The following is a 17,477-nucleotide window of genomic DNA, read 5'->3' as shown; positions in this document are numbered from 1 at the left end:
TCGGCCATCCCTCCGCCAAGTGCCGCAGGCCGCGCTCCGACGAGCGACCCAGATAAATGCGTCGATCCCAAGAGCCGAGGATAACTCGCGGGTGGCCGGTCGAAGGGCCCGCGCGAGCTGCGCCGACCGCGCCGCTCGGGCGCCCCGCCCCGCCGGCTGCCCGGGCCCCGAGCTACCCGTCCCCGGCCAGCCGGTCCAGCAGCCGCCGGGTCGCCGCCGGGTCCGCGTCGTCCGCGCCGAGCGAGCGGATCTGCCCGGCCAGCACGTCGCGCAGCTCCCGACCGGCCCCGCCGGGGTCGCCGAGGCCGGCCAGCGCCTCGGCCGCCGCGGACCGGACGGCCAGGGTGCGGCGGTGCCCGGGGCCGAGCCGCTGGGTGAGGATGTCGGCCACCGCCCGCAACTCCTCCCGGGCCTCGGCGAACCGCTTCGCCGCCAGCAGCGCCCGGCCGAACGCGACCCGGACGTCGACGGTGGGGTCGCCGTCCGGGCCGTGCCGGCGGCCGTGCAGCTCCACCGCTCGGCGGTAGACCGCCACCGCGGCGGACCGCTCGCGCAGCGCGAGCAGCACCTCCGCCAGCAGGCGGACCCGGTCGGGGAGCCGGGGGTCGTCGGCGGGCGTGACGTCGACCGCCCGGGTGAGGGACTGCCGGGCGGCGTCCAGGTCGGCCCGGGAGCCGAACCGGTCGGCCCGGGCCCGCAGCGCGTCGCCGAGGTCGGCCAGCCGCCGGCCGAGCTGTGCGCCGGAGGTCGGGGACGTCCGCACGGCCTCCTCGTACCGGGCGCACGCCTCCTGGATGTCGCCCGCGTCACCGCCCGCGTCGTACCGCAGGCGCAGGGCGTCGCCCAGCGCGGCGAGGTGGTGGTGCCGGTCCGGGTGGAAGCCGGGCACCGCGTCGAGCAGCCGGCGGGCGGCGTCGACCAGCGCGTCGAGGTCGCCGTCCCGACGGTCCCGGTCGACGCGCAGGCGCAGCACCCGGCCGAGGGTGGCCAGGCACTCGACGTGCGTCACGTCGTCCCGGCCGCCGGCCGCCACGGCAGCCCGTGCCGCCTCCACCGCCGCGTCCAGCTCGGCGGGGTCACCGGTGGCGACGGACAGCTCGCCCCGCGCCTCGGCGAGGCCGCGCAGGACCCGGGCGTCGTCGTCCGGCCCGGAACGCTCGGCGGCCTCGACGTACAGGGCCGCGGCGCGGCGCAGCAGGTCCGGCTCGCCGGTCTCCCGGGCGGCGCGGCGCAGCAGGTCCGCCAGGCGTACCCGACGACTGTGCCGCCCCGCCGTGGCCGGGGCGTCGCCGCTGACCGCGTCCGCCCGGGTCAGGGCGGTCGTGTCCCCGGTCAGCGCGTACCGGCGCAGCAGCGCGTCGACGGCCCGCAGCCGCAGGTCGTCCCCGCCCGGCCCGGGGGCCGTTCCGGCCGCCGCGAGGTAGAGCTCGACCGCCTCGTCGAGGTCGGGCACCGTGCCGAGCCGGTCGGCCCGGACCACCAGCGCACGGGCCAGCCCGACGGTGCCGCGCCACCACTGCGGGCGCGGGCCGTCGGGCGCGGCGAGGGCGCTGCGGAACAGGGCCACGGCCTCGTTCAGGTCGGCCGTGGCGCCGCGCTCGGTGCACAGCGACAGCCGGACCTCGGCGAGGTCGAGCACCGCGTCGGGGTCGTCCGGCTCCGTGCCGCCGCCGGCCCGCCCCCGCACCTGCTCCAGGATCGACGCCGCCTCGACCAGGTCGGCGACGTCCCCGGTGAGCTGGAACCGGGCGCGCAACGCGTGGGCGAGACGGGTCAGGCCGGCGCGGTCCGGGCCGCCGGCCGTCGCCTGCCGTAACGCCCGGATGGTCGCGTCGAGCCCGTCGAGATCCTGCGCGTCCACGGGCGGGTCGGTGCCGGACGGGGCCGGCTCCGTCGTCACCCGGGGGTCCGGGTGGTGGCCGTTGGCCGGGGGCGGCAGGCGGGCGTCCTGCTCCCGCTGCTCGACGAACTCGATCAGCTCCCGGTGCCGGCCGCCGAGCCGGGTCAGCACCGTGGCCGGGAAGCGGCCGAAGGACTCACCGAGCCCCGCGTCGCCGGCCACCCCGGCCGGGGCGCTCAGCGCCGCCGCGAACTCCCGCATGCTGATCCCCATCTGGCGGGCCAGGAACCGGGCGATCTCGTGCCGCAGGTGCAGCAGGTCGGTGTGCAGCAGCAGGTCCCGCAGCATCGGCCGGATGCCCTGGTGGAAGTCGAACCGCAGGTCGCCCGCCGGGTCGGGCTGCCGGACGAGCAGCCCGCCGAGGAGCACCTCCGCCAGGTGCGCCGGATGGGCCGGCACCGCCGACGCCTGCTGCACCAGGCGCATGATCGGCAGCGTCACCGGAAGGTCCGCGAGCTGGGTGGCCAGCCGCAGCGCCTCCGGGCTGGCGGTGGCCAGGAACCGGCTCAGCCGCCGGGCCGCCTCGTCCTGCGGGGGGCCGTCGACCGGCTCGGCGGGGGCCGGCGGCCCGGGCTGCGGCGGCAGCGTGACCACCGCGTCGATCGTGCCGGCGCCGGTGCCGGTGAGCCGTGCCCAGCCGGCCAGCCAGTCCGGCTGGATCTGCAACACCGGCACCGGGACGAGCCCGCGCAGGCCGGCGCCGGGCCGCCACTGCCGGGGTACGAACCGGAGCCGGCGGTTGGCGCTGTCGCCCTCGGTCGCGGTGAGCCGGCCGCGCACCGGCACCAGGCCGCTGCGCCGCCACATCCGCTGCGGCAACGGTTGCAGGATCGCCACGGTCTCGTGCCGGGCCCAGGTCTGCAGGGTGCGGAACATCGAGCCGTCGTGCCACTGCGGCCCGGCGCAGTCGCTGACCACGAGGATGAGCTGGCGCCCCCGCGGGTCGAGCAGTTCCCGCGTCGAGTGGCCGGGCCCGCCGGGCCCGTCGGCCGGGCCGATGGTGAGCCGGGGCTCGGCCCCGGACGGCAGCCGCACCCGCCGGACGTGCCGGAACGCCCCCAGCCGGGTCAACGCCAACTCCAGGTCGGCCACCAGCGGACGCCAGACGGCCATCGACGCCCCGGTGTCCACGGCGAGGGTCAGATCGAACCACGGCTGCGACGTCGGGCGCAGGACCGGCACCCACAGTCCCTGCTCGACGACCCGCGTCGCGGTCGCCTCCTCGTCGAGGGCGAGCGTGTGCGGGTCGGGCACCCGGCGGCGCAGCGGACGCAGGCTCCGGGCCAGCGCCCGGGTGTCCAGGGCGGGCGGTGCCGGGGCGCGGACCGGCAGGCCCGCCCCGCCGGTGCCCGCCGTGCGTCTTGCCGGCCCGGGCACGTGCAGGCGTACCCAGCGCACCGGGTCGGACGCGCCGTCGCTGTCCGGCGTCGGCGTGGACCGGGGCCCGGTCAGGGGCGTCCGGGGCGTGGGGAGCCGGTCGGGGGCCGTCCGCTCGGGCGTCGGGTCCGCCGGTTCGGTCGGCTCGGCGTCCGCCGGGTCGGTCGACGGGACGGGCGTCCGCGCCTCGCCCGGCGGGCCGCCGCCGGGCAGGAACCGGGCCAGCCAGAGGGCGTCCGCGAGCTCCCGCGGCTGCACGTCGAGGTCGAGACCGCGCAGCGCGCCCACCAGCCGGACCGTGTTCATCAGCTGTCCGGCCCCGCGTCGAGCTGCCGCAGCACCAGGTCCGCGAGCCGCTCCCGGTCCGGCCGCCCCCCGTCGGGTGCCTGGACGGTGAGGTAGATGGCGTTGAGGAGCTGGTCGGTGGCGAGGGTGCCGCGCTCCCGCCGGGACAGGAACAGCTCGATCAGGTCGGCCGTCTCGGCCGTCGGCTCGGTCCCGAAGTGCGCGGCGACGATCGCGGCGAGCTGCTCGGCGTCCGGCTGGCCCAGGTCCAGCCGCAGGCACCGGCGGTGGAACGCGGGGGAGAACTCGCGCTCGCCGTTGCTGGTCATGATGACCAGCGGGAACGCGTGGCAGCGCACCACGCCCTGGTGCACCGCGACCAGGTCCGTGCTGCCCTCGATCGGCAACTCGACCTGCGGCTGGCTGGCGGCGATCCGTTGCAGCTCCGGGATGCGGTACTCGCCGTCCTCGAAGATGTTGAGCAGGTCGTTCGGCAGGTCCACGTCGCTCTTGTCGATCTCGTCGATCAGCAGCACCCGGGGGTGCTCGTACGGCAGTAGGGCCGTGCCGAGCGGGCCCAGGTGCAGGTAGCGGCCGATCGGGAGGTCTCCCGGCGTGCCGAGCTGGTGGTGCAGGCTGGCCTCCTGGAGCCGGCCGATCGCGTCGTAGCTGTAGAGCCCCTCGGCGCGGGTGGACCGGCTGGTGATCGGCCAGCGCAGCACCGGGCCCAAAGCCAGCTCGTGCGCCACCGCGTAGGCGAGAGTCGACTTGCCCACCCCCGGCTTGCCGGTGATCAACAGCGGGCGCCGCAGGTAGAGGGCGGCGTTCACCAGCTCCAGCTCGTCGGGGCGGGGCTGGTAGCTGACCGCGCGGTGCAGCTCACCGAGCCGTCGGCCGGCCGCGTCGTCCGGGCTCGACGGCGGCGGCACCAGGGGGGCGCCGTCGAACACCCGCCAGGGCGGGGGAGGGGGCAGCCGGAGTATCCCGGAGTGGGGACTCCCCGTGCCCCGATAGATCCACCAGTCCTGCAAGGTCTCGTCCCTCCTGTCGGCCGGCCCGCGCCGGTCTCACCACTGCGCGTCGAGCGTCGAGGGGTCCCGGTAGCGCCGGAACGGGTTGTCCCAGAGCAGGACCAGCCGGTGCCCGCAGTGGTTGTCGTCGCGGGCGGCCACCGCCGCGGCGCGTAGCTGCCGGACCTCCAGCGGCAGCGCCCCGATCGGCCGGCGGCGCAGCCGGGACTCCAGGTCGGCCAGGAACGCCGCCCCCCGGCAGGCGCCGGCGCCCCCCGGGGTGGGATGCCGGTCGCAGCCCGCCCGGCTCCACAGCGCCACCGGCGCCCCGGCCCGCACCCCGACCTCCAGCAGCGTGCGCTGGGCCGGGTCCGTGGTCGGGCCGGGCAGCAGCACGCCCGCCGGGTTGGTCGTGGTGAGGTGGGCGTAGAACCAGGTCGGATCCGTCTCGGCGCGACAGTCGACGGTGGCGAAGGACATCCCCTCCGCCGCCGCCGACAGCGCCTCCCAGCGCTCCTGCGCCTCCGGCCCGGCCGCCCCGTCCTCGCCGTCGTCGGCGATGCGCACCAGCACGGGCCGGACCAGCCCGAGCGGGGCGACGTCGTGCGGGGCGAGGACCCACTCGTCGATCGGCAGGTCGAGCAGCTCCGGCGGCAGCGTCAGCTCGATCATCACGGTGCGGCCCCAACCGAGCTGGCGGAGCCCGACGTGCAGCTCGCGGCGCACGGCGGCCTCCAACTGGGGCAGGGCCATCGGTTCGTCGTGCTGGGCCAGGCAGCGTACGTCGTCCCGGCCCCGGTAGACGGACACGGACAACAGGTAGCGCCGCTGGTCGTGGCCGGCGGGGGTGACCTCGACCAACACGGACGACGCTTCCCCCGGCGGCACCCGCTGGGCGGGGAGTCGGGCGGGCCGGTGCTGCGCGAGCTGGGCCCGCTGGCCCAGCCGGAACGCCAGGTCGTCGACCCAGTCCTGGAGCCGGCCCCGCTCGGCGACCGGGCAGCGGGGGATCAGCGCGGTGGCGAAGACGAGCAGCGGGTGCAGCTCCCCGCGCCGGGCCCGCGCGACGTCGTCGAGGGCGCGGACCACGTCGCGCCGGTCCAGCAGCGGCTGGGCCGGTGTCGGCGACCACCGGCCGCACGCCCGCTCGTAGAGCTGGTGCGCGTCGTCGGCCGCCGGCAACCGGGCCAGGATGCCGCGCAGCTTCGCCTCCTCGGCGGCCCGCAGCACCGGCAGCTTCGCCCCCGGGTCGAGCAGCTCGGCCACCTCGGGCGGCGTGCTGGCGGCGCGCCGGGCCCGTAACCGGTCCACGGCGTGGGCCCAGGAGCCGTCGGCGCCGTGGTGCCGGTCGTGGCCGCGCCACAGCTCGCGCAGCAGCGCCACGGGCAGCCCGCGCAGTTCGCCCAGGGGAACGGCCAGCCCACCGTACGGGTCGCCGGGGCTGCGGGCGGTCTTCACCACCGCGCACACCTCGCCGCTGGTGAGGTCCACGATCGGGCTGCCGGAGCTGCCCTCGGCCAGCTCGTCGTCGCGGATCCGCAGCGCCGTGGCGCCCCGGACGCCCTGCCGGCCCGCCGAGGAGAGCCAGGCCGGGGTGGGCTCGGGCGTGCCGTACGCCCCGGCGAAGCCGAAGGTGTGCAGCGGCGCGCCGTCGGGCGGCGGCTGTTCGCCGAGCCACACGCAGGGGTGCTCGGCGGGCGCGTCGGCGACCCGGAGCACCGCGAGGTCGGGCAGGGGCCAGATCGGCTGGCCGCCGGGGGAGGCGGGGGCGGCGTGCACCACCCGGGCGCTCAGCGGCCGGCCGCCCCAGCGCACCGGCAGCGTGGCGCCCTCCCGGCCGTTCACGACGTGCGCGCAGGTCAGGGCGTAGCCGGGGGCGACGAAGAAGGCCGTGCCGCCGCGGATGCCGTCGCCCCGGGGCACCTCGATCACGGTGGACCGCAGGGCTCGGCTGATCTCGTCGAATCCGTCGGTGACCAGCGGGACCCCCATGACGCGCGGTCCCTCAGCCGTTCGTGCCCGTGGACGCCGGGCGGTCGTCGGCCGGGCCGGTCTGCCAACCCAGGGTGATCTTCAGGTTGGCCTCGGCGCCGGCCTCGGTGAGCACGCTGAGCACCCGGCCGGTCTTCGCCGACATGGTGACCCCGAACTCCACACTGACCGAGTCGGGCCGGGCCTCGTGCAGCCCGGCCCGGACGCTGCCCGCCACCCCCCGCACCGCCTCCAGCAGGCCCTCCAGGCGGTACACCTGGTCCTCCCGCCAGCCCACGTCGGCCGGGCCGGCGGTGCCGGCGACCCGGACCCAGACCGTCTCGCCGCTGGGCAGTTCGACCCGTACGTCCTCCGACACAGGCGGTCCTTCCCTCGGTGACCCGGCGTCCATCACACCGTAGCGATTCAGCGACGGGGATCGACAGCCCGAAACGGCCGATCGGGTGTCGGAACATCGGCGCCCGCCCTCCCCGGGCGCGCCCCGGTAGGGTCGGTGCCCATGACGTTCGCGCCCGGCCGGTTGATCATGCATCGCAACGTGCGGCACGGCCGGATCGGTTGGGTCCGGGCGGGGCGGGTGGTCAGCGACGACGAGCGCGGGCTGCTCATCTTCGTCGCCCGGGACTCGCCGGTGGCCTACGAGGTCACCGAGGCCGGCCTCGGGATGCGGGCGATGCCGTTCGCCGAGTGGGTCACGTCGTCGTACCGGCTGGCGCGCGGGTCGTGGAACGGCCCGTCGGTGCTGAAGTTCCTGCCCGTCGGCGCGGCCCACTCGGTCTGGTGGTTCTCCGACGCCGACGGGCGCTTCACCAACTGGTACGTCAACCTGGAGGAGCCGGGCGTCCGCTGGGACGACGGCGACGTGGCCGGGGTGGACATGGTCGACCAGGACCTCGACGTGGTGATCCGGCCGGACCGCAGCTGGGAGTGGAAGGACGAGGAGGAGTTCGCCGAGCGGCTGGCCCTCCCCGACGACTACTGGGTGACCGACGAGGCCGCGGTGCGCGCCGAGGGGCTGCGGGTGATCGCCCGGGCCGAGGCCGGCGAGTTCCCGTTCGACGGGACCTGGTGCGACTTCACCCCGCCGCCCGGGTGGGAGGTGCCGGAGAAGCTGCCGGACGGCTGGGACCGCCCGCCGGTCCGGTGAGCCGTCGCCGCGACGGGCCCGGACAGTCGGACAAAGGGCGCGAAGGGCGCCATCGGGCCGGCCGGCCGGGTGACCTGGCCCGCCGGTGTGAGGGATCCGGGCCCGATCTGGCAGAATGGGTCGCTGGTATCCGGCGCGCGTCCGGCGCCCTCTAACCCGGGCGCGTCGCCAGTCCACCGAGCAGTCTCCGGCCCAACCCCACTGTGCCGGTCGGCGCTCACCCGTGCACCGCCCGTGTTGGGCCGGTGAGATCGCAACAGGAGCGAAACAACTGTGGCCGTAAAGATCCGGCTCCTGCGGATGGGCAAGATCCGCAACCCGCAGTACCGCATCGTCGTCGCCGACGCGCGCACCAAGCGTGACGGTCGCGCGATCGAGTTCGTCGGTGTGTACCAGCCGAAGGAGGACCCTTCGGTGATCGAGGTCAAGTCGGAGCGGGTCCAGTACTGGCTGTCCGTCGGCGCGCAGCCGAGCGAGGCCGTGCAGCGTCTGCTGGAGCTGACCGGTGACTGGCAGAAGTTCAAGGGCCTGCCGGCCCCGCCGCCGCTGAAGGTCGCCGCCGAGCGCGCCGACCGCAAGGCGGCGTACGAGGCCGAGGCGAAGGCCGCCGCCGGCCTGACCGACGCCCCGGCGAAGCCGGCCAGGAAGGCCGCCAAGGCCGAGGCCCCGGCCGAGGCGCCGAAGGCCGAGGAGCAGCCCGCCGCGAACGCCGGCGAGCAGGCCTGACATGGCACTGCGTCCGGCGCTCGAACACCTGGTCAAGGGCATCGTCGACCACCCGGACGACGTCCGGGTCCGGATGGTCGACTCCCGTCGGGGCAAGCGGCTGGAAGTCCGCGTGCACCCGGAGGACCTCGGCACGGTGATCGGGCGGTCCGGCCGGACCGCCAAGGCGCTGCGCCAGGTGATCGGCTCCATCGGTGGGCGCGGTGTGCGCGTCGACATCGTCGATTCGTACTGATGCTGCTCATCGTCGGCAGGATCGGCAAGCCGCACGGCATCCGCGGTGAGGTCACCGTGGAGGTGCGCACCGACGAGCCCGAGGCACGCTTCGCTCCCGGCTCGGTACTCAGTGCCGAGCCGGGCGCGGCGCCGCCGGCCAACCCCGCCCCCGGTCCCGGCGTGCAGTTCCGGGTCCCGGCCGAGCTGACCGTGGAGTCCGCCCGCTGGCACCAGGGGCGGATGCTGGTCGCCTTCGAGGGCATTCTCGAACGCGACGTCGCCGAGGCGCTGCGCGGCACCCTGCTCGGGGTGGACAGCGGCGACGTCGCCCCGCCGGAGGACCCGGAGGAGTTCCACGACCACCAGCTCGTCGGGCTCGCCGTGGTCACCCCGGGCGGCGAGCACCTCGGCGAGGTGGCCCGCATCGACCACGCGCCCGCCTCGGACCTGCTGGTGCTGCGCCGCCCCGAGGGGCGGACCGCGCTCATCCCGTTCGTCAAGGCGATCGTCCCCCAGGTGGATCTCGCCGGCGGACGCGTCGTCGTCGACCCGCCGGCCGGTCTGCTCGACCTCTAGACCGCTGGAGCACCCGCGCATGCGCGTCGACGTCGTGTCGATCTTCCCCGAGTACCTCGCCCCGCTCGACCTGTCGCTGATCGGCAAGGCCCGGGCGAACGGGACGCTGCGGCTGGCCGTGCACGACCTGCGGAGCTGGACCCACGACGTGCACCGCACCGTCGACGACACCCCCTACGGCGGCGGCCCCGGCATGGTGATGCGGCCCGAGCCGTGGGGAGACGCGCTCGACGCCCTCGCCCCGCCGGAGCTGACCCCCGACGGGCTGACCCCCGACGGGCTGACCCGGCCCCGGCTGCTGGTGCCCTCCCCGGCCGGGGAACCGTTCACCCAGGCCATGGCGCACGAGCTGGCCGCCGAGTCGCACCTGCTGTTCGCCTGCGGCCGGTACGAGGGCATCGACCAGCGGGTGCTCGACCACGCCGCCACCCGGATGCGGGTGACCGAGGTGTCGCTCGGCGACTACGTGCTCTTCGGCGGCGAGGTGGCGGTGCTGGTGATCCTGGAGGCGGTCACCCGGCTGCTGCCCGGGGTGCTCGGCAACGCCGGCTCGCTGGACGAGGAGTCGCACGCCCACGGGCTGCTGGAGGCGCCGATGTACACCAAGCCGGCGGCCTGGCGGGGGCACGAGGTGCCGGAGGTGCTCCGCTCCGGCGACCACGGACGGATCGCCCGCTGGCGGCGCGACGAGGCGTTGGTGCGTACCGTGACCCGCCGGCCCGACATGTTCGCCGCGCTCGACCCGGCGAGCCTGGACAAGCGGGACAGAGCGGCCCTGGACCGGGCCGGATTTCAGGTGCCGCCGGGGGATGTGGCAAAGTAGGGAGGTTGCCGTATCCGCCTGCGCCGTGGGCGGTTGCGAGGATTCCCGACCGGGGCCGCCCGTCGGTCGCCACCCGGGGATCAGAATCACCCATCCGCGCACCGAGTGACGGTGCGCCGTGAGCCTCACGAGGACGCAGCGATGAACATCCTGGACGCCCTTGACGCCCAGTCGAAGCGGGTCGACATTCCCGAGTTCCGCGCCGGTGACACCGTCAAGGTGCACGCGCGGGTCGTCGAGGGCAACCGGTCCCGTGTCCAGATCTTCCAGGGCGTCGTCATCCGCCGCCAGGGTGACGGCCTGCGCGAGACCTTCTCCGTCCGCAAGATCAGCTTCGGCGTGGGTGTCGAGCGGACCTACCCGGTGAACAGCCCGGCGATCGACCGGATCGAGATCGTGACCCGTGGTGCCGTCCGTCGCGCCAAGCTCTACTACCTGCGCGAGCTGCGGGGCAAGAAGGCCAAGATCAAGGAGCGTCGCGAGAAGCAGCCGAGCTGACCGTTCGCTCGCCACACCGCCTGAGCTGCGCGGATGTCGTACGGGCCAGCCCCGGTTACGCTGTTCGCACGGGCGCAGGCGGGCATCGACGCGGCGCGGCGGCAGCCGCGACCACGGATCTTCCCACTACCGCCCGCGGGGCCTCGACGAGGCTCCCGGGCGGTAGTGTCGTTTCTGCGGACCGGGGAGTGGCCAGGTGCGGACGCTTGACGAGGACGGCTCCGTCGACCCGTGGCACCGGCGCCCCCGACGCATCCGCCGGCAGATGCCGCTCTGGCAGGAACTGCCCCTGCTGCTGATCGTCGCCTTCTGCCTGGCGTTGCTGATCCGCACCTTCCTGTTCCAGGCGTTCTTCATCCCGTCCGGGTCGATGGAGGACACCCTGCTCATCGGCGACCGGGTGCTCGTCAACAAGGTCGTCTACGACGTGCGGGACCCGCGGCGCGGCGAGGTCGTGGTCTTCCGGGGCACCGACAGGTGGGTCCCCCAGCAGACTCAGGAGCCAGAGCCCGGGATCGCCGGGAGGTTCGCCCGCACGATCGGCGACCTGGTCGGGGTCAGCCGCCCCGGCGAGAAGGACTTCATCAAGCGGGTCGTCGGCCTGCCCGGCGACCGGGTGAGGTGCTGCGACGACCAGGGCCGGGTCACCGTCAACGACATCCCGCTCGACGAGCCGTACGTGATCCAGGACTCCCCGCTGGACCTTCCGCCGAACCCCCGGGAGTGCCGGTCGCGGCGCTTCGACGAGGTGGTGGTCCCACCCGGTCAGATCTTCGTGATGGGCGACCACCGGCTGGTTTCCCAGGACGCCCGCTGCCAGGGCCCGGTGCCGATCGACAACGTCGTCGGGCGGGCGTTCATGGTGGTCTGGCCGTCCTCCCGGTGGGCGTCGCTGCCGGTGCCGGAGACCTTCGCCGGGGTCGGCAGGACCGTCACGACGGCCGGCGACTCCCCGGCCCCGGTGCGACCCACCGGATCGGGCGGTGTGCTGCTGCTCGTCCCGGTCTCGGCCGCGGCATCCGTTCTCGCGCGTTCCGGACGGCCCGGGTGGTCCCGGCGACGTAGGCTCCACCCGTGATTGACGAGCAGACCGACAAGAAGAGCGGCTCCTTCTGGAAGGAGCTGCCCATCCTCCTGGGCGTGGCGATCCTGGTCGCGGTGTTGGTGCGGGCCTTCGTGCTGCAGACCTTCTACATCCCCTCGCCGTCCATGGAGAACACCCTCCAGATCAACGATCGGGTGCTGGTCAACAAGCTGGTGTACGACTTCCGGTCGCCGCACCGGGGCGAGGTGGTCGTCTTCAAGGCGCCCACCGAGTGGAGCGGCAACCCCGACGGCGAGGACTTCATCAAGCGGGTGATCGGCGTCGGCGGCGACCACGTGGTCTGCTGCGACCCGCAGGAGCGGTTGGTGATCAACGGCAGGTCGCTCGACGAGCCGTACATCTACTCGGCGAACGGCCAGCAGGACAAGCCGGCCGACCAGGAGTTCGACATCACCGTCCCGAAGGGGCGGCTGTGGGTGATGGGCGACCACCGCTCGGCCTCCGGCGACTCGCTGGAGCACTGGCAGCAGTCCGGGCAGAACATCCAGAGCGCCACCATCCCCGAGGACCAGGTGGTCGGCCGCGCCTTCACCGTGTTCTGGCCGGTCAGCCGCGCCACCTGGCTCACCGTCCCGAAGTCGTTCGACGGCGTCCCCAACCCCTGATCCGCCGCGCCGTCCCCGCCGGCTCCCGGGTGGGCGTGGGCGACCCGGGACGGGTCTGGCAGGCTGGAACGGTGACGGTCTACACCCATCGACGCGCGGCGCGCGTGCTGCTCGTCGACGCCGCCGGCCGGGTGCTGCTCCTCGCCGGCTCAGACCCGGCGCGTCCCGAGCACCGGTACTGGTTCACCCCCGGCGGCGGGCTGGAGCCGGGGGAGTCCCCGGCCGCCGGCGCGGCCCGGGAGCTGGCCGAGGAGACCGGCCTGCGGCTGGCCCCGGCCGAGCTGGGCGAGCCGGTGTGGCGGGAGACGATCCGGTTCCCGTTCGACGGCCGCCAGTACCAGCAGGAGCAGGAGTTCTTCCTGGTCCGGGTGCCGTCCTGGCAGGTGGACACCGCCGGCTTCGACGCGGTCGAGCGGGCCAGCGTCTTCGGGCACCGCTGGTGGCCGGCCGACGAACTGGCCGCCACCACCGAGCGGTACTACCCGGCCGACCTGCCGGCCCTGCTGGGCCGGGTGCTGGCCGTGTGGCCCGACGCGCCGCCCCCGCCCGCCGGGTCCGCCGGGTCCGCCGGGTCCGCCGGGGGCGCCGGGTCCGCCGGGGGCGCCGGGGGCGTCCCCACCGCCGGCGGTACGTCGTGCTGACCCCGCCGCGCACGGTGGTGCGCCGGGAGGCCGGGCTGTACGCGTTGGAGCGCGCCCTGCAACGCCGCGGCTTCCGGCACGTGGCGGGCGCCGACGAGGCCGGCCGGGGCGCCTGCGCCGGCCCGCTGGTCGCGGCGGCGGCGGTGCTGCCCGAGGGACGGCGGGGCGAGATCGACGGGCTGGCCGACTCCAAGCTGCTCACCCCGGCCAGCCGGGAGCGGGTCTACGAGCAGGTGGTCACCCGCGCCCTGGCGTACGCGGTGGTGGTGATCCCGGCCGACGAGGTGGACGCCCGGGGCCTGCACGTGTGCAACCTCGCCGCGATGCGCCGGGCGCTGGCGTCGCTGGACACCCGCCCCGACTACGTGCTGACCGACGGCTTCGGCGTCGACGGGCTGGACGTGCCGGGGCTGGCGGTCTGGAAGGGCGACCGGGTGGCCGCCTGCGTGGCGGCGGCGAGCGTGCTGGCCAAGGTCACCCGGGACCGGATCATGGTCGAGCTGGACGGGACGTTCCCCGACTACGGCTTCGCCGAGCACAAGGGCTACATCACGGCGGAGCACACCGCGGCCCTGCGGGCGCACGGACCGTGCCGGGAACACCGTTTCTCGTACGTGAACGTGGCCGCCGTGTCCGGCCTGGACGGGCGGCCCCCCAGGTCCCGTCGACCGGTGGGTGCGGGTCCGAACGAGCCGATGGCGCGCTTCGGCGCGTCAGGGGGTACCGTCGGCGTGGCGTTGGGCGAGCAGCCCCGACCTCCCGCGCCGGTGGGGGAAGATGTGGTCATGGAAGGCGGAGTGCGATGAGCGCGGAAGATCTCGAGAAGTACGAGACCGAGATGGAGCTCCAGCTCTACCGGGAGTACCGCGACATCGTCCGCCAGTTCTCCTACGTCGTGGAGACGGAGCGCCGCTTCTACCTGGCCAACCAGGTGGACCTGCACGTGCGCAACTCCGACGGCGAGGTCTACTTCGAGGTAGAGATGCACGACGCCTGGGTGTGGGACATGTACCGTCCCGCCCGGTTCGTCAAGAACGTCCGGGTGATGACCTTCAAGGACGTCAACGTCGAGGAGCTGGAGAAGCCCGACATCTCCCTGCCGGCCGACTCCGGCTTCGGCGGCTGACCACCTCCGACCCGTCCCGGCCCGTCCCCGCCGGGTCCGACGCTCACTCCGCCGGCACCACGACCTCGACCCGCTGCACCATGTTGTTGGCGAAGCCGCCCCGGTTCCACGGCTGCTCCACCGGCTGGCTCCGCCCCGAGGCGTCGGTCGCCCGCGCGCCCAGCACGTGCTGCCCCGGCTCCGCCGTCCACTCGAAGCGCCACCGGCGCCACGCCCACTCCCCGCCGGTGGGCTCGTCCAGCACCGCCGGCGCCCACGTCACGCCGCCGTCAATGGTCACCTCCACCGAGGTCACCGGCGCGTGCCCGGACCAGGCCCGACCGTCCACCGTCCACCGTGCACCGTCCCGGCCGCAGCACCCGGGCGCGGGACATGAAGTCCGGGAAGCCCGGCGGCCGGACCAGGGCACGGGGCTCGATCCGGGTCACCGGCACGCCCGGGTCGTCGGCGTCGGCGCGCAGCCGGTAGGCCACCGCGTTCTGGTAGCCGTCGAACTCGCCGGTCAGCACCGTGATCGAGCGCAGCCACTTCACGTGCGCCATCCCGTACCAGCCGGGCACGATCAACCGCAGCGGCGCGCCGTGCTGCGGCAGCAGGGGAGCACCGTTCATCTCGTACGCCAGCAGCACCTCCTCGCGCAGCGCGTCGGCGACCGGTAGCGCGCGCCGGTAGTCCTGCTCGATCCCCCGCTCGAACCCGTGGTCGGCGCCGGTGAACACCACGTCCACGGCGTCCGGGGCGAGCCCCGCCTCGCGCAGCAGCGGCGCCAGCGGGGTGCCGGCCCACTCGGCGTTGCCCACCGCCTCGACCAGCCACGGCTGGCTCACCGGCCGAGGGCGCAGCAGCGCCCGACCGTTGCCGGCGCACTCCAGGGTGACCTGGTGGGTGACCCGGGGACGCCGGCGCAACTCGGCCAGGTCGACGGTGAACGGGGTGCCCACCGCGCCGTCGACGGTCAGCGCGTGGGCCGCCGGATCGACGTCCGGGATGTCGTAGTGGATGAGCAGGTAGTGCAGCCCGGCCGGGGTCACGTCGTAGCGCAGCGCCTCCAGCGGGATACCGTGGTTACGGGCGGCGAGCTGGAGCTCCTCGGCACTGATCGCCTCGTCCGGCCCGGCGACCCGGGAGGGCCGGCTGATGTCGTCCACAGTGGTCATCACGCTCTCCCTGGTCCGGGCCGGCACCGCTGGTCGGGTCGCGGGCCGGGGTGCCGGCCGCGACGCACCGGGTCAGCATAGGGCCGGCCCCGGCCGGCCGGGCCATAGCAGATCATCGGTCCGGGCGGGGGCTGTCCACAGCCCGCGCGGCCGTCCACAGGCCGGCGGCCGGCGGTGGCGGCGCGTCCCGGGAACCCGGCACGCTGCCGGGCATGCGGACGAAAAGCGGGGCCGGAGGCCCGGGGTGGGGCAGTGCGCTGCTGGCCGGAGCGGCGCTGGGCGCGGTCGTCCTCGCCGCCGGGCACGGGTCCGGTCCCGGGGTACCGCCGCAATCCGGTGCCGCCGGCGCGGTGGTCGTGTCCGCCGTCGGGCCTGGCCCTGTCCTGCCGGGCCCTCTCCCGTCTGGCCCTGTTCCGTCCGGCCCTGTTCTGGCCGGCCCCGTTCTGTCCGACCCTGTTCTGCCCGGGTCCGGGCCGGCGGCGGGAGCGCCGGGCGCAGCGGCCCGGACCCAGCCGTCCGCGCCGGACGTGCGGTTCCGGTGGCCGCTCGACGGCGCCCCGCGACTGGCCCGCCGCTTCACGCCGCCCCCGCAGCCGTGGCTGCCCGGCCACCGGGGCGTCGACCTGGTGGCCGCGCCGGGGGCCGTGGTCCGGGCCGCCGGGCCGGGGGTGGTGCTGTTCGCCGGCCCGGTCGCGGGTCGTCCCGTGGTCACGGTCGGGCACGACGCGGGGCTGCGGACCACGTACGAGCCGGTGCGGCCGGGCGTCCGCGCCGGGGACCGGGTGACCGCCGGAACGCCGTTGGGCTGGTTGCGGCCCGGGCACGCGGGCTGTCCCGAGCCGGCCTGCCTGCACTGGGGGCTGCGCCGGGCAGAGGAGTACCTGGACCCGCTGGCCCTGCTGGGGCTCGGCCCCCTCCGCCTTCTGCCCATCTGACCGGCGTGCCTGACCGGCCCGGCCGCACGGTGCAGCCGGGTACGGCCGCACGACCGGTCGCCAGGGGCCGCCGCCCCGGCGAGCCGCCGCCCCGGGGCCCACCGGTGCGGTCGACACCGGTGCGGTTGGCGTCGGTGCGGTCGACGTCGGTGCGGTCGCCGATCAGCGCCGGGCGAGCAGGGCCGGCAGCCGCGCGGCGAGCCGCTCGTACTCGTCCGGCGTGTTGTAGACCTGGCCGCACAGCCGTAGCCAGCCACGGTCGTTCCAGGACATCACCGCCACCTCGGCGGACAGTTCCTCGGCGATCCGGCCCCGCAGGGCGCTGGCGTCGTCGATCGTGGTGGCCAGCCCGGCCGGCAGCGGAACGATCCGCATCGCCACCGTCGGTCCGCCCGGATCCGGCAGATCGGCCGGCGCCACCCCCAGCGCGTCCCCCACCACCCGCTGCCCGTACGCGGCCAGCGCGGCGTTGTGCGCGCGCACCCGGTCGACGCCGAGGTTGCGCAGGGTCCAGACGCCGGCCGGCGCGGCCAGCCACGGGGTGTAGTCCAGGGTCGCCTGCCACTCGACGTTGCCCGGGAAGCCGGACGTTTGCTCCCAGGAGACCACCAGCGGCTCCATCCGGTTCCGCCACGACGGGGCCACCACCAGCGCCGCGGTGCCGCGCGGGGCGTACCCCCACTTGTGCAGGTTGCCCACCCAGAAGTCCGCGCCGATGCTCCCGACGGGGGTCGGCAGCATGCCCGGGGCGTGGGCGGCGTCGACGAGGACCGGCACCTCCTGCTCGTGGGCGACGCCGACGATCGCCGCGGCCGGGAAGAGGCGGGCGGTGGCCGAGGTGAGCTGGTCGACGACGAGCAGCTTCGTCCGGCCGGGCCGCAGCCCCGCCCGGACGAGCCGGACGACCTGCTCGTCCGTCGCGGCCAACGGAACGTGCAGGGTGCGGTGGGTGGCCCCGGTGCGCCGGCACTCGCGGTCGACGGAGAAGCGGACCGCGCCGTAGCCGTGGTCGGTGGTGAGCACCTCGTCGCCGGGGCGCAGGCCGAGCGACTGGAGCACCACGGCGACGCCGGTGGTGGCGTTGCCGACCAGTGCGGTGCCGTCAGGGTCGGCGCCGAGGAAGCCAGCCAGGTGCCGGCGGGTGTGGGCGATCCGGTCCACCAGGCCCGGCCCGAAGAAGCGCAGCGGGTTCGCCTCCATCTCGTCGCGCAGCCGCTGCTGGGCGCGTTGCACGCCGATCGGCACCGCGCCGAACGAGCCGTGGTTGAGGTGGCTCACCGCCGGGTCGAGGGAGAAGAGCAGCCGGGCGCCGGGGATGGGTTCGGGCGGCTGCGGCGCGCTCATCCCATGATCGTAGC

General features: G+C 75.5%; 19 protein-coding genes. 12 read left to right on the top strand and 7 right to left on the bottom strand.

Annotated elements, in window-relative coordinates:
- Positions 1 to 172 precede the first annotated feature (172 nt).
- From OOK41_RS27040 to OOK41_RS27025, 4 genes are read right to left on the bottom strand one after another with little or no spacing between them, the layout of a single operon-like run.
- Entirely contained in the window at positions 173 to 3,583 is a 3,411-nt protein-coding gene (locus tag OOK41_RS27040) for an SAV_2336 N-terminal domain-related protein (RefSeq protein ID WP_266267159.1), read from the bottom strand.
- Positions 3,583 to 4,593: a MoxR family ATPase gene (locus OOK41_RS27035; RefSeq protein WP_117666339.1), complete on the bottom strand. Its 1,011-nt coding sequence runs from the start codon at positions 4,591 to 4,593 to the stop codon at positions 3,583 to 3,585. Before OOK41_RS27035 ends, OOK41_RS27040 begins: the two co-directional genes overlap by 1 nt.
- Positions 4,594 to 4,629: 36 nt before the next feature.
- Positions 4,630 to 6,564 (bottom strand): trypsin-like peptidase domain-containing protein, encoded by a 1,935-nt coding sequence (locus tag OOK41_RS27030; RefSeq protein ID WP_266267158.1) that lies wholly within the window; start codon positions 6,562 to 6,564, stop codon positions 4,630 to 4,632.
- A 13-nt stretch (positions 6,565 to 6,577) separates the two neighbouring features.
- Complete coding sequence (locus OOK41_RS27025; RefSeq protein ID WP_266267157.1) at positions 6,578 to 6,922, bottom strand: CU044_2847 family protein; 345 nt, start codon at positions 6,920 to 6,922, stop codon at positions 6,578 to 6,580.
- 141 nt (positions 6,923 to 7,063) lie between these two features.
- Between OOK41_RS27025 and OOK41_RS27020 the strand changes: the two genes are divergently transcribed.
- The 11 genes from OOK41_RS27020 (at position 7,064) to OOK41_RS26970 (ending at position 14,027) form a co-directional block, all read left to right on the top strand.
- A complete protein-coding gene (locus tag OOK41_RS27020; protein ID WP_266267156.1) occupies positions 7,064 to 7,711 on the top strand; it encodes a DUF402 domain-containing protein in 648 nt (215 codons plus the stop codon).
- A 273-nt stretch (positions 7,712 to 7,984) separates the two neighbouring features.
- The gene (rpsP, locus tag OOK41_RS27015; RefSeq protein ID WP_117666346.1) at positions 7,985 to 8,437 is read left to right on the top strand and encodes a 30S ribosomal protein S16; all 453 of its coding nucleotides are present in this window, start codon (positions 7,985 to 7,987) and stop codon (positions 8,435 to 8,437) included.
- A gap of 1 nt (position 8,438) precedes the next feature.
- Positions 8,439 to 8,672: an RNA-binding protein gene (locus OOK41_RS27010; protein WP_013732101.1), complete on the top strand. Its 234-nt coding sequence runs from the start codon at positions 8,439 to 8,441 to the stop codon at positions 8,670 to 8,672.
- A 2-nt stretch (positions 8,673 to 8,674) separates the two neighbouring features.
- Positions 8,675 to 9,229: a ribosome maturation factor RimM gene (gene rimM, locus OOK41_RS27005; RefSeq protein ID WP_207892637.1), complete on the top strand. Its 555-nt coding sequence runs from the start codon at positions 8,675 to 8,677 to the stop codon at positions 9,227 to 9,229.
- 19 nt (positions 9,230 to 9,248) lie between these two features.
- On the top strand, positions 9,249 to 10,052 hold the full coding sequence (gene trmD, locus OOK41_RS27000; RefSeq protein WP_266267155.1) for a tRNA (guanosine(37)-N1)-methyltransferase TrmD: 804 nt from the start codon (positions 9,249 to 9,251) through the stop codon (positions 10,050 to 10,052).
- A 141-nt stretch (positions 10,053 to 10,193) separates the two neighbouring features.
- Positions 10,194 to 10,550: a 50S ribosomal protein L19 gene (gene rplS, locus OOK41_RS26995; protein WP_117666351.1), complete on the top strand. Its 357-nt coding sequence runs from the start codon at positions 10,194 to 10,196 to the stop codon at positions 10,548 to 10,550.
- Between the two features lie 196 nt (positions 10,551 to 10,746).
- Entirely contained in the window at positions 10,747 to 11,628 is an 882-nt protein-coding gene (gene lepB, locus OOK41_RS26990) for a signal peptidase I (RefSeq protein ID WP_266267154.1), read from the top strand.
- Positions 11,625 to 12,260: a signal peptidase I gene (lepB, locus tag OOK41_RS26985; RefSeq protein WP_117666355.1), complete on the top strand. Its 636-nt coding sequence runs from the start codon at positions 11,625 to 11,627 to the stop codon at positions 12,258 to 12,260. The genes lepB (OOK41_RS26990) and lepB (OOK41_RS26985) overlap by 4 nt, the downstream gene beginning before the upstream one ends.
- 71 nt (positions 12,261 to 12,331) lie before the next feature.
- Complete coding sequence (locus OOK41_RS26980; protein WP_266267153.1) at positions 12,332 to 12,901, top strand: NUDIX hydrolase; 570 nt, start codon at positions 12,332 to 12,334, stop codon at positions 12,899 to 12,901.
- Positions 12,895 to 13,707, top strand: a complete 813-nt coding sequence (locus OOK41_RS26975) for a ribonuclease HII (RefSeq protein ID WP_117666937.1) — start codon at positions 12,895 to 12,897, stop codon at positions 13,705 to 13,707. Before OOK41_RS26980 ends, OOK41_RS26975 begins: the two co-directional genes overlap by 7 nt.
- Positions 13,704 to 14,027 (top strand): DUF2469 domain-containing protein, encoded by a 324-nt coding sequence (locus OOK41_RS26970; RefSeq protein ID WP_007075222.1) that lies wholly within the window; start codon positions 13,704 to 13,706, stop codon positions 14,025 to 14,027. Before OOK41_RS26975 ends, OOK41_RS26970 begins: the two co-directional genes overlap by 4 nt.
- A gap of 43 nt (positions 14,028 to 14,070) precedes the next feature.
- Here OOK41_RS26970 and OOK41_RS26965 read toward each other — a convergent pair whose 3' ends face one another.
- Together OOK41_RS26965 and OOK41_RS26960 are read right to left on the bottom strand one after the other, a co-directional pair.
- Positions 14,071 to 14,313: a hypothetical protein gene (locus tag OOK41_RS26965; protein ID WP_266267152.1), complete on the bottom strand. Its 243-nt coding sequence runs from the start codon at positions 14,311 to 14,313 to the stop codon at positions 14,071 to 14,073.
- Positions 14,297 to 15,184, bottom strand: a complete 888-nt coding sequence (locus OOK41_RS26960; protein ID WP_266267151.1) for a molybdopterin-dependent oxidoreductase — start codon at positions 15,182 to 15,184, stop codon at positions 14,297 to 14,299. The genes OOK41_RS26965 and OOK41_RS26960 overlap by 17 nt, the downstream gene beginning before the upstream one ends.
- Before the next feature lie 260 nt (positions 15,185 to 15,444).
- On the opposite strand from OOK41_RS26960, the gene OOK41_RS26955 reads away from it, so the two are divergent.
- On the top strand, positions 15,445 to 16,119 hold the full coding sequence (locus OOK41_RS26955; protein ID WP_266268008.1) for a murein hydrolase activator EnvC: 675 nt from the start codon (positions 15,445 to 15,447) through the stop codon (positions 16,117 to 16,119).
- A 162-nt stretch (positions 16,120 to 16,281) separates the two neighbouring features.
- Here OOK41_RS26955 and OOK41_RS26950 read toward each other — a convergent pair whose 3' ends face one another.
- Positions 16,282 to 17,463 (bottom strand): aminotransferase class V-fold PLP-dependent enzyme, encoded by a 1,182-nt coding sequence (locus OOK41_RS26950; protein ID WP_266267150.1) that lies wholly within the window; start codon positions 17,461 to 17,463, stop codon positions 16,282 to 16,284.
- Between the last annotated feature and the right edge of the window lie 14 nt (positions 17,464 to 17,477).

Origin of the sequence: Micromonospora sp. NBC_01655 (assembly GCF_026339755.1) — a bacterium.
In the GTDB taxonomy this organism is placed as follows: domain Bacteria; phylum Actinomycetota; class Actinomycetes; order Mycobacteriales; family Micromonosporaceae; genus Micromonospora.
The sequence above is the reverse complement of the archived record's forward strand: the minus strand, read 5'-3'. Positions and strand labels throughout refer to the sequence as shown.